A 13,564-nucleotide genomic window follows, 5' to 3' on the forward strand; every position below is an offset into this window, starting at 1 on the left:
CGGGAGTGGAGTCGAACCGGGTTCGCCTCCTCGGCTTGACGCACATCGACAGCAGGTGATCGCGGGGATCCTCGCAGCCGACGCTTCCGATGCCCGCGACGTAGGGATGGCGCCGACAACAACAATATCCGTCCGCATCATCGGGCGACAATTCCGCGCCGACCCGAGGGCCTGCCGCGGCCACAAGACCGAAGGCGCTCGGAGCAGCGACAAACCTCCGATCAAGAAGGAGCAGCAACGATGACACACGTCCGCGTCCACAACTTCGCAGTCTCCCTCGACGGCTACGGCACCGGTGAGGGTCAGAGCGCCGAAGCACATTTCGGTCACGCCGAGGACAGGCTGCACCGGTGGATGTTCGCCACCGGGTGGTGGCAGCCCGGCGGTAGCGGCGGCGTCGACGACGCCTTCGTCCACCGGCACGACCCGGGGATCGGCGCCGAGATCATGGGTGCCGGGAAGTTCGGTCACCCCGGATGGCACGAGGACGCGGAGTGGAAGGGTGCATGGGGCCCCAACCCGCCGTTCCACACCCCGGTCTTCGTCCTGACCCATCACACGCGCCCGCCGATCGAGATGGAGGGCGGCACGACGTACCACTTCCTCGACGCCTCGCCCGCCGAGGCGCTCGAGACTGCCCGCGCACACGCGGACGGCAAGGACATACGCATCGGCGGAGGACCCACCACCGTCCGCGAGTTCCTCGCCGCCGGGCTCGTCGACCACATGCACACCGCGGTCGTTCCGATCCTCCTCGGCCGTGGCGTACGCCTCTGGGACGGACTGGAGGGCCTCGAGAAGGGCTACCAGGTCGAGGCCACCTCTTCACCGAGCGGTGTCACTCACGTGACCTTCACCCGAAGCTCTACCTGAACCGCTTCGGAAGATGGCTGCCCCTCGATCCCCGCCGCAGCCGCCGGAACGACACGCCTGGTTCACAGCGCCGCTCGGCGTGCAAGGCTTGATCGGGCGCTGAGCGGAGGATCTTTCTGGTGGGAAGCTCTCGGGCTGTATTCGGGAGAACCTGCTTGCTCGCGGCCCGGACTCACCTCACCGCTGGCTGCCGTGATCGTCGGCCAGGTCTGACCCCCGATAGCTTCTACGAGCGGAGACGAGGATGCTCGGCGACCATCCAATGGATGTACTCCTTCTGGCGACTGACCTCGAAGCGTCGAGGGACTTCTACGCCAACAAGCTCGGACTCGAGATCGTCTTCGAGACCGACTACGCCGTGTGGTTCAGGAGCGGTAACGAATGCCGTCTGGCGATCGGGGCGAGCACGACCGGGACCGCCGATGAACAGGACCAGGCCACGTGGCGCGTGGAGGATGTGCGGGCGGAGGTGGAACAGCTGCGGTCACGCGGTGTCGAGATCCTCGAATACGACATGTCCTGGAACAGGGCGGCAGATGGTGACGACATCGTCCGGATCAAGACAGAGGACGGAGTCGCGGACGTCGGGCACGCGTACGCTGCATGGATCGTCGACCCGGGCGGGAACTCCCTATCCATCCTGCAGTTCAAGTGAGAATCAAGAAGGGCAGGGATCCAGGGCGCGCGAGGTTGAGGTTCTGATCGCGTCGCGCGCGCGGGTAGAGCCCCAGATGTACAGATCCTCTCGTTCGGGGTGAGTCTGGGCGACGTCCCCGATCGCGTCGGCGCGTCGGCGCCTGCCGGTTCGGTGTTCCACAGCGGGGTGGGGTTCGGGCAGGCTGCGGCGCAGGTCCTGAAGGAGCCGCAGTCCGGCGGGGGTCATGCTGGACCGGCGGGCGCCACGGGAGCCGCGGCCGATAACGGCCCGGACCAGAGTGATGCAGCTGGTCTCTCCGGCCAGCCGACCGATGACCTCGGCGCTGGGACAGTGTCATCCACGAGGCGGCACCGGCCGAGCCGGCGCCGCTGTCGGGATCGGCCCGGGTCGTCGCACTGGGGAAGCACCGGCGGCCGGGCGCGACGAGCCCGTACACGCCGTGGTCGAGCGCGGCACGCGCGTTGTGCAGCGCGTCGTCCAGCGCGAGATGCTCGGCGGGTCAGCGCAGGACGAACTCCTCGGCTGGTGGTTTGAGGGTGAACGATCAGGTCTTGTCCAACTGATCGGCCAGATCGTCGAGGTCTTGGGCGTGCAGGTCGAACTGGTCGCCGGGCGCCGGTGGTTCGCCGACTGGGCGGGCGATGTAGGCGGTGCGCATGCCGAGGGCCTGTGCGCCGCGCAGGTCCCAGGCGTGTGCGGCGACCATCAGCAGGCGCTCAGGTGGGCGGGCGGCGACCTGGAGGGCGAGGCCGTAGACCGCGGCGGCGGGCTTGTACGTCTCGGCGGATTCGGCGGACAGGGCCTGGTGCCAGCGCAACCCGGCGTGTGCGTTGAGCCCGAGCAGCGCCGTGCGGCTGGCGTTGGACAGCCCGATGAGGGGGAATCGCTCGGCCAGGCGGGCCAGCCCGGTCTGAGAGTCCGGCCAGGGTGGGAGGCGCTGTCCTGCGGCAGCGAGTGTCGCGACCACGCCGGGGTCGGTGATGCCGACGCTGTCTGCGACGAGCTGGGCGGCTTCGCCGTCGAGGACCTCGCTCGGCTCGAACGGACGGTCGCCTCTGAGGATGCGCTGCTGCTCGTTCTCGACGTGGGCCTGCCACCGGGCGAGCAATTTCTTCACCGAGCCCTCGTCGCAGTGAGGGGCCGCGCACTGGACAGCAGCGCGGATCCCGGCAGGTTCGTCGACGAGGGTGCCGAGAACGTCGAACACGACGACGTCGATCGCGGGAGTAGGCATCGGGCGGTTCTCCTCGCCACGTCCGGGCGGCCGCATGTATGGCCACCGGCCGGTTTGGTGATCGTCATCGACAGCGGAACCAGCCTCGCGAGCAAAGGATTCCGGTCTCACCGGAGTAGATGCTGCGGGACAAATCGACGTTGCGTCGAGGGCGCGCACCGCGACGCATGATCGACTGGATGACTGCGAAACCGACTGTGAGGTTGGCCCCTGAGACCGGACACGTCGCCTGAGGCGGACCCGGTCCGCCGGGGAGGATGTCGTTCGTGCCTGCACCTCGCCCGCCGGAGTTCCGGCGTCGCGCCCGTGGCTCTCGCGGAGGTCGGCCGCGCCGCCGGCGTCTCCCGACAGGCCGTGGCCTTCCAGTCCGGCCAGCACGCCGGGCTGCTCGCCGACCTCGATGCCGGCACCCGGGCCCGAGCACTGCACCTTCTCCACGACGACCTCGTCGCCCACCACGTTCCGCATCGCGGCGTCTACTACCGCTCCGCAGCATGGATCGTCCGAGCCCGCAACGGCCTGAGCTGATGGTTCGCGCAGTTGTCGGATGATCGAGCTGCGCGGTTCGTCGCTCCGCGGTCGAAGCGGTGCACGTTGTTCGCTGCCGTGATGATCCGCCCGTCGCTGGTACCGACAGACTTGCCTGAGACCACGGTGGCGACCGGCAGCAGCAGGAGACGCGACGGCGGCCAGGCGCTTCGCCCTGGACACGGCCACCGGCCTCAGGAGAGTCCCCACGAGTCACGAAGACGGTGACGGGTGAGTGGTGATGGGCGAGACGGGGTCTCATCCCACGACGGCGCGTGGTGGCCCCGGCGCTGGTGCTGCACGCCCTGCAGAGCCTCTCGGACCGCGAAGCGGTCGACCTACGGTGAAAGGCCGCTGCTGGCTGGCAACCACCGCCCGCATTCGGCGGCGGCCAGAGTGGTGACGGGGCGTTGGCGATCTTGTCGTGGAGCAGATCGTGGAGAACAACGGTGACAACTGTTGCGCGTGGAGTAGTCCCGTGAGGCCGGCTCTGCGAACAGAGTCGCTGTGTGAGGCAGGGAACGGGAATCTCTTGATCCGTCGGTTGTGGGTTCGAGTCCCACGGGGCCCACTCGATGAGCAGGTCCGGGAATCGGCTTGTGCTCAGCTGCGCGGCTCGTGGTGATCAGCCCCGGTAGTCCTGTCTACCGCGGAGCGCAGCCCGGGCCCGGACCAGCCAGGCAACAAGCGCGCCGAGCTGCCGAGGGAGCCTCACCTGCGACGTCATCTGGGCCGCAAGCAGAGCCTTGCGAGCTCGACCCGCGACGGTCAGGCCGACTGCTTCGGTGCGACCGAGAGACCGAGAGGAAGCATGATGACGACGAGGTCATCGGTCGGTTCTAGGAGCCGTTCGTGCGCACGCTCGAAGAGGGCCGCCTCGACGAGCTCGGACTCGACGCCGCCGGCCGCGTTAGCCGCCGACCGGCGGCTGCTCGGTGCTCCAGCCGTACGAGGTCGGCCTTCGGTTCACGCAGGTCCGGACTCGCCGACGAAGTGATCGGCGATGGCGTCAATCACCGCGAGCCAGGCACGCTCGGGCAACTCGTGACCGACTCCGGGCAGGAGCCGGAACTCCGCTCCGGTGATCTCTTGGGCGAGCGACTCGCCGTTGGGGGGCGGGAAGAGTGGATCGAGCGCACCGTGCAGCACCGTGGTCGGGGCGACGATCCGACCCAACGCCTCGCGCCAGCGCGGGCCGGTGTTCATGATCGTGTGGTTGTCGATGGATCGGAGCTCTCGGGGTTCCCGTGACCGCGCGACGGCGGCCGCGCAGACGGACCGCACGGCAGACTCGTCGAAACGGTCGCCGGCGAGGACTCGCTCGCCCTCCACCAGGTAATCGACGATGGCGGCGGGGTCGTCCCAGTTCGGTTCAGTGAGCGCGTCCCAGGCCGCGAGGAGCCCGCCGGTGACCTCGGGTAGGTCCGGATCTGCCGGGCCGTGCGCGATCGGGCGGGTCGCGACGAGAGTGAGGGAGGCTACTCGGTCGGGGTGGTGCACCCCGAGGTTCTGCGCCACCCAACCGCCCTGGGAGAAGCCGACGAGGTGTGCGTCGGAGATACCGAGTGCGTCGAGGACCGCGATCGCGTCATCGACGAGGTCGGGCAGCCCGTATGCCGGTGCGCCGACCGGCCAATGCGTGCTCGAGCCGGTGTCGCGCTGGTCGAACCGAATGACGAGCGCCTTTCTCGCCATGAGCGAGTGACAGAACGACGGGGGCCACCAGTCCCTCGTGCAGGAGGTGCCGGCCAGCAGGAGGACGGTCGGATCGCCCGGGTCTCCCCACGATTCGACGTCGAGCCGGCCTCCATCGACCTCCACGGTCGATGTTGTGATCGTCATGTCTTCTCCCCGACGGGTCGTGCGCAGCGGTTGCTCGTGTGTGACTTGCCGTTGAAGTTGCTACGGGGGAGGTCCGCGGGTGGCGGTCCGCCCGAGTGCCGCGGTGGGCCGACGTGCAAGGGTGGGCCCTCGGTTCGCCTGTGATCTCGCACAGCTCGGCGACCCACGTTCTGCGACGGCGTGTCGGTGATGGTGCGCAACGCCTGACCGTCCGCTTCTCGTGCGTGGCGCTTAGGGCCATCCCGCTCGACGTCCACACACGGGGGTAGGGCCGATCACGTCAGTTCAGGCGTGCGTGCTCGATGTGGACGGGCGAGCAGAGGGTTTCGGTCGCGGGGGCCTTCTCTGAAAGGGCGAGCAGCTGGCGCGGCAGGTGGTCGCGGCAGAGTGCGGCCCCACGAAGTGCTGCTCCCGAGGCGGCGGGCGTCACTGCCGCGCGTCGGTAGGGGGCGCGGTGGTGAACTGCCCTGCGAACTCGGCGTTGGGCGGGATCTCGGTGATCACGTCGATCAGCACGCCTGCCGGGTCGCTGACGATGAAGTGCCGCTGCCCGAAGTCCTCGCTGCGCAGCTCGATTCGGGGTCCGAGTCCGCCGTCGGTGATCAGGCGGCGGTACTCCGCGTCGACGTCGTCGACCTCGAAGTTGAGGATGAGACCGGCGACGCTTGAGCGGAAGCCTTCCGGGATCGAGTGCTCGGCGTCGACGATCGCGAGCTCGAATGGACTGGCGCGCCGACGGAGGCTCACATACCAGCTCGCGTCGAAGGTCACCTCGAAGTCGAGACGCTCGAGATAGAAGTCGCGGGTCTGCGCGAGGCGGTCCGAGCAGATGACGGGGTAGAAGCTCGAGAGCGCCATGATGGTCAGACTTTCGTGTGGTTGTGGGTGGTGGACGCGACTGCGGTCCGGTGCAGCCACTCGATCACCGATGGGACGATCTCTTTGGCAACCGAGTCGGCGATCATCCAGTGCCCGCGGTCGGGGTGGATGTGGTGCTCGGCGGCGTAGCGGCGGGCGATGGAGCGCGAGATGCGGGCTGAGACGTTGCGGTCGGCGCCGCCGCTGATGGACAGGACGGGGCAGGTGAGGACTCCGCGTGGCACCCGTGCAGTGCCGAGGAGGAGGCACGGGCGGCGGGGCGATGGTCAACGGTCGGGCATCAGGGGTCGTCGATTCTCCGCGGACAGGCGTCGGCCTGCTGCGGTCGCGCTGTACCTGCTCCTCACCGCCCACGGGACACTCCCTGCCTCGGGACGTCGGCGACATCGAGACGTCCCCGGTCCTCCCGGGCTGGCGTCGTCGGCACGACGGGCCGGCCGGGACGACGCGGGCGGTCTCCGGCGATGACGAGGGCACCGATGACCGGGATCGTCCAGCCCGGGGAGGCTGGCAGGGCGGTCACGAAGGCCACACCCCACAACAGGACGAGCCATCCCAGCCGGCCCGGCACGCGCTGGTGCCGGTGGGCCGACCAGAGGATGTGGCACCCAAGGGCCAGGATCGGCACCCCGAAGCTGCCGAGCGTGGTCCAGAACACCGACGAGAGTTCGGCCTGGCCGAACGTGGTCGGCGGGTCGAGGGTGAATGTGTTCCACCAGCCCGCGGCCCAGACCTCTTTCCAGGTCGCCGAGGTATCCAGCGGGGCGACCACCACGTGCACGGTGCCGAACGCGACGGCGATCCAACCGGCGGCCGTGGTCAGCGGACTCTTGCTGGGAGGGGTGTGGGCAAGGGTCATGACTCCTCCTGATCGCCTGATGTCGTGGGTGGTAGTCCAAGCACTCCGCGAACCGCGCGCTCCATCAGCTCGACGTCGTGCGGTGTTCGACCGGCGACCGTTACGCCCACGGCCTCGACGACGCTGAGGAACACGTCGGCGGTCTCGCGTGGGGGCGGGCCTGCGGGCAGCGACCCGTCCGCGCGGCCGGCGACGATCAGGTCCGTGCACCACACCAGGAGCCGCTCGACGATCTCCTCGACCGCGCGCCCGACGGGATGCTCGCGGCCGCCGAACTCCACGTGAAGCACGTTCATGACCCTCGCCACGTCGCGGCGGCAGTAGATCGCGTGCTGGCGGGCGATCGTCAGCAGCGTGTCGGTCGGGGTGGCCTCGGCGAGAGACGGTTGGGCGACCTCTGCGGCCCAGGTTTCGTCGATCCACCGCACCACCGCGAGCGCCAGCTCCTCCTTGCCGGCGAACTGATGATAGAGCGCGCCGCGCGAGTACCCGGCCTCATTGGCCACCTGCTCGAGCCCGAGGGCGCTGTACCCGTGGGTGGAGATTCCCCTCGCGGCGGCCTCGAGCAACGCGTCGCGGGTGCGAGCACGACGGTCGGCCTGCGTCCGCGGCCGGCGGTCCAACGCGGTCATCCGACGATCATAGATACGAACATGTTTGTATGTTACTTGCGGCGGGCTGGGACGGCAAGCCTCAACGAGGCTCATCACACGGAAGACGCCTCGTCACGGCGGAAGACTGACGAGCGGGCCAGGTCTGGACATTGCTCCGCCCCGCGTTCAGTGGAGTCCGGAGCTGGCAGTCTGGTCACGTGACCCTGAGGGAGGGTTCGTCGGTTCAGGAGGCTTGCGCTGCAACCAGAGTTGCTGGTTGAGGCTGTGTGAGGGCGGAGCACGGGAATCTCTTGATGCGGTGGTTGTGGGTTCGAGTCCCACGGGGCCCACAAGTCTTCGATCAGCGACTTCGTCGGTACCCCGATGATCGAGAACCTCGAACTCTGGGTCGAGAATCGGCGTCGTGGTGCGGGTCGTGGACGCTGCACGCCGCTGAGCAGCGCAGATGCCGCTCGAGCACCCGGCAGGCTCGCCTGTCGGCGAGAACCCGGTGTGTCGGAAGACGACGAGGTCAGACCGGCTGCTGCGCCACTACCCGACGTGGGTGCCACGAGCCCACCGAAGCGCGTACCTCGATGGCGGGGCGCTCGTCCTGGGCTACCGAACGCTGATCGTGGCCTGAGGCTACGAGGTCGGTTCCGCGCGGACTCCGCGTCCGGGTGGGCAGCAAGCCGGCGATGGGCTTGGGTGGATTGGGTTCTGGCCGAGGCCTTGACCTCGTCTCGACTCGAGGTCGGACGCTTCGGTCATGACGAACGACATGAATGACCTCGAGACCGTTCAGCCCGTCCAGTCCGTTCCGCCCGGCCCGGGAGGACCGCGGTATCTCCGACGTCTCGCCGGTGTCGGCGCCACCGTCGCCGTCACCGCCGCCGTGTGGGCTATCGGTCGGCTCGCCGGAGCTGACTACGTCCTGCGCGATCCGGCCGGTTCGGTGACCATCGACGTCACCACCACGGCTGTGGTCACTCTCGTGGTCGCCGGGCTCGGCTGGGCGGTCCTGGCCCTGCTTGAGCGATTCACCCGTCACGCGGTCGGGATCTGGGTGGGTACGGCGGCCGTGGTGGTCATCGTGTCGATGATTCCGATCTTCCTCGTGGACGCCACGCCTGCGACCCAGGTGTCACTGTTCTTCGTCCATCTCGCCGTCGTTGTGCTCGTTCCCGCGCTCCTGTGGGCCCGAACCACGTAACCCGATGGTTACCGAAGCGTGTGGGAGCGCAGGCGCGCCACCAACGAGCTGAACCCGTTGGCGCGCTCCCCGGTGCCGGTGGACTGCCGCGTGACGGCCGGGACGTCTCGAGGTCCCTGTGCCCGGCGCCAGCCGTCAAGGGCCACGCCGGCCCCCCGGGTAGAGCGGCTCGCTGGCGCGCTTTCGCGCGGCCCGCACCGTCGGGTCCTCGGCGTGAAGGTCAGGGCGGTGCATCACCTCGAAGTGCGGGCGGTGGTCGACCGCGAAGCCCACGTAGGCCACGCCCACCTCGAGGAACTCCCGCCGCTGCGCTTCGGAGACGCTCGCCTGCGCGTCAGCGCCGCTCCGAGGGGTGCACAGGATGCTCGTCACCGCCATGCGTGCGCCTCGGTCGCCCGGACGAGGGCAGCGATGCGCGCGACGGCGAGCGTGGAGCCGGTGACCCCTGCGACGGCGAGCAGGACGGCCACGTCGGGCATCGCCAGGCACAGTTGCCAGAAGGTGAACACCCGGCCTGCCGCAGCGACCCGGACGAGCTCCACCAGCCCGGCGAGGATCACGACCGGGAGGATCAGCCACACGATGCCGGGTGCGGCCGTCCACCACGGCCGGCCCGCCCGACGCCGGCGCCAGGACCGGATGCGGGTGAGCGAGCGCACCCGCACCAGCAGCACGAGGACGCACACCCCGCCGATCACCGCCGAGACGAGTGTGGTGCTGCGCGGGGGGTCGGGTTCGCCGTCCCCGCTGAGCAGCGCGGCGAGCCCGGCCGTGACGCCCGCGGTGTCGGCCAGCTGACTGTGTCCGTTGTAGAGCAGGGCGAATCCGTAGCCGCTGTCGGGCAGCAGCACCTGGACCGCCGAGAAGGTCGAGAGCACCCCCGTGTGCTCGATGCGTCGCGGGTCGTGCGCCGGGGTGACGACCTGCCAGCCCATCGCGTACCCGCCCACCACCCCTGGTGGTGGGTGGTGTCGGAGTGCGCCGACGGAGGGGGGCAGAACCCGACCGCCGTCGGGCGACTGCGCGATCAGCCAGCGCGCCATGTCCTCGGCGGTCGAGATCACCCCGGTCGATCCGGCGACCAGACCGTCGAGCTCCGGGCGGGCCGCGGGTTGGCCGAACACCAGAACGTGGCCCTGGGCGAGGTCGGGTGCGACCCGCCCGGCCTGCGCCGCGGTGGTCGTTGCGAAGGTGCTCGTCATCCCGAGTGGGGCGAACACCTCCTCGTCGAGGTCTTGCGCCCACGGCCTCCCGGTCACGACCTCGATCAACCGGGCGAGTACCTGGTAGTTCAGGTCCGAGTAGTGGAACTCGACACCGGGCGGGCTCACCGGCTCGGCGGTGCGCAGGCTCGCCACTCGCCGGGTGAGGTCGTGCTCGTCGGCGGTCACGGCGGGGAATCCGGCGTCGGCGATCCCGCCGGTCTGGTTCAGCAGGTGGCGCACGGTGAGGCGGGCGGAGACGCCCGGGTCGGCGAGGGCGAAACGGGGCAGGTAGCGGCGTACGGGGGCGTCGAGGTCGATGCGCCCGGCGGTCACGAGCTGCAGGACAGCGGTCGCGGTGAACGATTTGCTCAGGGACGCGAGCCGGAACTGGCTACGCGGCGTCACGCGCCCGCCTCGCCCGTCCGTGCCGATGCCGGCCAGATGGACGACTCGGGAACCGTGGGTGATCGCGACCGCCATTCCGGGTAGGCGGGTCGCGGCGAGTGCCTCGGCCAGATAGCGGTCGATCACGGCCGGGTCCGGTGCCGGCGGGGCTGGTGCCGCGCCCACCGGGCCGGCGAAACCGAGCAGCACCGTCAGGACGCCGGCGGCGACGGCGATCAGCTGCATCGGGGAGTCCTCTCGATAATGGGACGGCGGCGGCGCTGCCGCACCGCGATACCCAGCAACAAGCCCCAGACCAGGAACCACGGCTCCCAGAGGAACATCCGCCACCGCAGCACGGTCGGGTCGATCGGTTCGACGTCGAGGAACCCGGTGGCGGCGAGCGCCACCGCGCCGGTCTGTACGGCGCCGTAGAGGGTCAACAGCACCGCGGCCGCCTCGGCGCCCGCGAACAGGGTGCGCCGGGGAACCCGCTGTCCCCAGGGCCGAACCAGGGCGAGGCCGAGTACGGCACCGATGATCTTCGCGACGGCGGTGGCCCACAGCAGTGCGATGAACTGCGGGTCGCGGGCTCGAGTGAGATCTTCGACGGGGCCTCCGATGGTGCACAGCCCGGCAGTGCCCCCGGCAGCCCAATACAGGCTCACAGCGGCGAACGCCGAGCCGACCGCGGCAGCTAGGTAGCCCGCCCACGCTGTCGACCCGGCGACCGCCGTCGGCCTCGTCGTCCCCAGGCAGCCGCCCGTCGCCATCACCTCGTCGCAAGCCACCGGGCTCACGTGCTCGAGGTCGCGGTGATCGCGATGACCCCGCACACGGTCAGCGCGATCCCGGCCTGACCGATCGGGCTGACCCTCTCGCGCAGGTAGATCCACGCCAGCGCGATCGTCACCACCGGGTGGAACGCGCTGAGCACGGCCACCACGCTCAGCTCACCCACGGTGGACGCCGTGGCGTAGAGGGCGTCGGCCGCGACGATGAGGATCCCGATCAGCGCCAGCGCGGGCAGGTGCCCGCGGGCGACCCGCATCCGGGCGCGGGCTGTGACTGCCACCAGGAGGACGCCGGTGACCGCGGTGAGCCGGGCGACGAGCAATGCCCACGGGACGCCGCCGTCGCTGGCCGCGTCCATCGCCACGAAGAACGTGCCGAACCCGCCGGCGGAGACCAGCCCGTAGGTGAGGCTGACGAGGCCCCGGCGTCGGTCGATCGCTGCCGAGGTGCGCTGGTAGGCGGTGAGCACCACGCCGAGGACGACGACCACCAGCCCGGCGCCGCGGATCGGTGTCGGCGCGTCCCCGAGCGCCAGCCCTACGACGAGCGGTAGGGCCGGCGCGACGGCGGCGGCGGGCGCGACCACGCTGGTCACGCCGACGGCCAGGCCGCGGTACAGGGCGGCGACGCCCACCACCTCGCCCAGGCCGGCCAGCGCCGCGGCCAGGACGGAACCGCCCGGAGGCACAGCCCCGCCGATGAGCATCACGCCACCGGCCAGCAGCACCAGCGACGCGAGCTGGGACACCACCAGAACCGGTAACAGAGTGAGCGCGCTGCTCTTGCGGCCGCCGAGGAAGTCGGAGATTCCCCAGCCCAGGCTGGCGCCGAGGGCGAGGATGGCGGCGAGCGTCACGGCGGGCCACCGAAGTCGGAGGTCAGCCACCGGTCCGCTCGAATCTCGATGCACTCCGGGTCGCCGCTGCCGTTCCCGCCGCGCAGTTCCCAGTCGGCCCACGAGTCGACGGAATCTGCGGGAAGATAGCGGCGGCCGATACTCAGGAGATCGTCCCGGGTCGCTACGTCCTGCCTGGTCACCGTTCCCTCGACGGTGACGTACTTGTCAGGGATTTGGGGGCGCTGAACCGAGAACGACACCTTGCCCGCCCGCCTGATGAGTCTGGACTTCCGCTTTCCCTGGCGGGCGATGACCAGGATGCTCCTGCCCGGCTCGTACGCATACCAGGTCGGCAGGGTGGACGGTGGACGCTCGTCCTCGCTGACCACGCTGAGCACACCGATATGAGGCTCGGCGAGAAACTCTTCGCGCTCGCCTTTTCCGAGCCTGCGGGGCGCGGTGTTCTGTGGCGCGGGTTCGTCAGGCATGCTTTCCCTGCCCCTGGTTCGCGATCCGGAGGACGATTTTTCCGCGGCCGTGCCGTGTTTCGATCGCTCGGTGGGCGTCCGCGATTCGCTCGAGCGGGAAGCTCTCGCGTATCAGGATGCGCAACACGCCGGCCCGGTGCAGTGCGGTGAGCTCGTCGAGCTGCTCTGCGCACAGCCGTGCCCGCACCCCGCGCACACCGAGGCGGTCTGCCTGGTCGTGATCGACCAGGGTGGCGATCCTGCTCCTGTCCTGGACGAGACCGAGCGAGTCGCGCAACGCCTGTCCACCGGCCGCGTCCAGCGCGGCGTCGACACCGCCCGGCGCGACGGCCCGAACCCGATCGGTGAGCCCGGGGCCGTATGCCACCGGGATCGCGCCGAGACCGGCCAGGTAGGCGTGGTTGGTCGCGCTGGCCGTACCGATCACCCGCGCGCCCCACGCCCTGGCCAGTTGCACGGCTATCGTGCCCACCCCGCCGGCGGCGGCGTGGATGAGCACGGTCTGCCCCGACCCGACGTGCAGTGCGCGCAGCGCCGTGCAGGCGGTCTGACCCGACGACGACAGGGCGCCGGCTTCGTCCCAGGTCACGTCGCGCGGCTTGGGCACGAGCGCGTTCGCGCCGGTCAGGACGTACTCGGCGTGGGAGGTCATGTGTGCCCAGCCGAGCACCTCGTCGCCGTCGACCCATCCGGTGACGGCACCACCGACCTGGTCCACGACGCCGGAGAATTCCTGGCCCAGTTGTTGAGGAAATGCCTGGGCGGAGAACCCCGGCAACCCTTGCCGCACGTAGGTGTCGAACGGCTGTACCCCGGCGGACCGCACCCGCACCCGCACCTGGTCCGGCCTCGGTGCCGGCGCGGGGAGGTCCACCACCTGCAACACCTCGGGCGGTCCGTATCGGTCGAACACCGCGGCCCTCATGAGCGGACCCCGCGCGGCGATGTTGCCGCGGCGGAGGCCGAGGAGCGCAGGCCGGCCGGCGCCTCTCTCAGCCGCGTGGGCTCCGGGGCGATGAACCAGCCGGTCACGGCCGGCCCGACCCTGCCTGGGCGAGTACTCGCGACGATCACGTTGAGGGTCGGCATCGGAACCCCTTTCACGCGGCAGGACGGCCACTCGGTGTCGTTCGAGCTGACATGTCAGCGTGACGGTAGACTTGCTGAGCTGACAC

The 13,564-nt window shown here is 69.9% G+C and carries 16 protein-coding genes; 4 read left to right on the forward strand and 12 right to left on the reverse strand.

Annotation, left to right across the window (positions count from 1 at the left end):
- Positions 1-240: 240 nt before the first annotated feature.
- Both OG774_RS22755 and OG774_RS22760 read left to right on the forward strand, forming a co-directional pair.
- Positions 241-873: a dihydrofolate reductase family protein gene (locus OG774_RS22755; RefSeq protein ID WP_328304583.1), complete on the forward strand. Its 633-nt coding sequence runs from the start codon at positions 241-243 to the stop codon at positions 871-873.
- 244 nt (positions 874-1,117) lie between these two features.
- Positions 1,118-1,528 carry a VOC family protein gene (locus OG774_RS22760; protein ID WP_328304585.1) on the forward strand — a complete coding sequence of 137 codons (411 nt, stop codon included), beginning with the start codon at positions 1,118-1,120 and terminating at the stop codon, positions 1,526-1,528.
- A 547-nt stretch (positions 1,529-2,075) separates the two neighbouring features.
- Here the strand turns inward: OG774_RS22760 and OG774_RS22765 are convergent.
- Entirely contained in the window at positions 2,076-2,765 is a 690-nt protein-coding gene (locus tag OG774_RS22765) for a haloacid dehalogenase type II (RefSeq protein WP_328304587.1), read from the reverse strand.
- A 306-nt stretch (positions 2,766-3,071) separates the two neighbouring features.
- Between OG774_RS22765 and OG774_RS22770 the strand changes: the two genes are divergently transcribed.
- Positions 3,072-3,293: a hypothetical protein gene (locus tag OG774_RS22770; protein ID WP_328304589.1), complete on the forward strand. Its 222-nt coding sequence runs from the start codon at positions 3,072-3,074 to the stop codon at positions 3,291-3,293.
- 966 nt (positions 3,294-4,259) lie between these two features.
- Here OG774_RS22770 and OG774_RS22775 read toward each other — a convergent pair.
- From OG774_RS22775 to OG774_RS22795, 5 genes are all read right to left on the reverse strand, one after another.
- Positions 4,260-5,135, reverse strand: a complete 876-nt coding sequence (locus OG774_RS22775; protein WP_328304591.1) for an alpha/beta fold hydrolase — start codon at positions 5,133-5,135, stop codon at positions 4,260-4,262.
- A gap of 426 nt (positions 5,136-5,561) precedes the next feature.
- Complete coding sequence (locus OG774_RS22780; protein ID WP_328304593.1) at positions 5,562-6,053, reverse strand: VOC family protein; 492 nt, start codon at positions 6,051-6,053, stop codon at positions 5,562-5,564.
- Positions 5,999-6,238: a hypothetical protein gene (locus tag OG774_RS22785; protein ID WP_328304595.1), complete on the reverse strand. Its 240-nt coding sequence runs from the start codon at positions 6,236-6,238 to the stop codon at positions 5,999-6,001. The genes OG774_RS22780 and OG774_RS22785 overlap by 55 nt, the downstream gene beginning before the upstream one ends.
- Positions 6,239-6,357: 119 nt before the next feature.
- Positions 6,358-6,873 carry a DUF6463 family protein gene (locus OG774_RS22790; protein WP_328304597.1) on the reverse strand — a complete coding sequence of 172 codons (516 nt, stop codon included), beginning with the start codon at positions 6,871-6,873 and terminating at the stop codon, positions 6,358-6,360.
- The gene (locus OG774_RS22795) at positions 6,870-7,505 is read right to left on the reverse strand and encodes a TetR/AcrR family transcriptional regulator (RefSeq protein ID WP_328304599.1); all 636 of its coding nucleotides are present in this window, start codon (positions 7,503-7,505) and stop codon (positions 6,870-6,872) included. The genes OG774_RS22790 and OG774_RS22795 overlap by 4 nt, the downstream gene beginning before the upstream one ends.
- A gap of 730 nt (positions 7,506-8,235) precedes the next feature.
- Here OG774_RS22795 and OG774_RS22800 point away from each other — a divergent pair.
- Entirely contained in the window at positions 8,236-8,679 is a 444-nt protein-coding gene (locus OG774_RS22800) for a DUF6069 family protein (RefSeq protein ID WP_328304601.1), read from the forward strand.
- A 135-nt stretch (positions 8,680-8,814) separates the two neighbouring features.
- On the opposite strand, the gene OG774_RS22805 is transcribed toward OG774_RS22800, so the two are convergent.
- The 6 genes from OG774_RS22805 to OG774_RS22830 are packed head-to-tail and all read right to left on the reverse strand — an operon-like array spanning position 8,815 to position 13,314.
- Entirely contained in the window at positions 8,815-9,057 is a 243-nt protein-coding gene (locus OG774_RS22805; RefSeq protein WP_328304603.1) for a hypothetical protein, read from the reverse strand.
- Complete coding sequence (locus OG774_RS22810; protein WP_328304605.1) at positions 9,048-10,514, reverse strand: serine hydrolase domain-containing protein; 1,467 nt, start codon at positions 10,512-10,514, stop codon at positions 9,048-9,050. Before OG774_RS22810 ends, OG774_RS22805 begins: the two co-directional genes overlap by 10 nt.
- Positions 10,505-11,059: a DUF3995 domain-containing protein gene (locus tag OG774_RS22815; RefSeq protein WP_328304607.1), complete on the reverse strand. Its 555-nt coding sequence runs from the start codon at positions 11,057-11,059 to the stop codon at positions 10,505-10,507. The genes OG774_RS22810 and OG774_RS22815 overlap by 10 nt, the downstream gene beginning before the upstream one ends.
- A gap of 5 nt (positions 11,060-11,064) precedes the next feature.
- Positions 11,065-11,919 (reverse strand): DMT family transporter, encoded by an 855-nt coding sequence (locus OG774_RS22820; protein ID WP_328304609.1) that lies wholly within the window; start codon positions 11,917-11,919, stop codon positions 11,065-11,067.
- Positions 11,916-12,389, reverse strand: coding sequence for a pyridoxamine 5'-phosphate oxidase family protein (locus OG774_RS22825; RefSeq protein ID WP_328304611.1), 474 nt, complete (start codon positions 12,387-12,389; stop codon positions 11,916-11,918). The genes OG774_RS22820 and OG774_RS22825 overlap by 4 nt, the downstream gene beginning before the upstream one ends.
- Positions 12,382-13,314 (reverse strand): NADP-dependent oxidoreductase, encoded by a 933-nt coding sequence (locus tag OG774_RS22830; RefSeq protein WP_328304613.1) that lies wholly within the window; start codon positions 13,312-13,314, stop codon positions 12,382-12,384. The genes OG774_RS22825 and OG774_RS22830 overlap by 8 nt, the downstream gene beginning before the upstream one ends.
- Positions 13,315-13,564 lie beyond the last annotated feature (250 nt).

The organism is Actinomycetospora sp. NBC_00405, assembly GCF_036044095.1.
GTDB lineage: Bacteria > Actinomycetota > Actinomycetes > Mycobacteriales > Pseudonocardiaceae > Actinomycetospora > Actinomycetospora callitridis.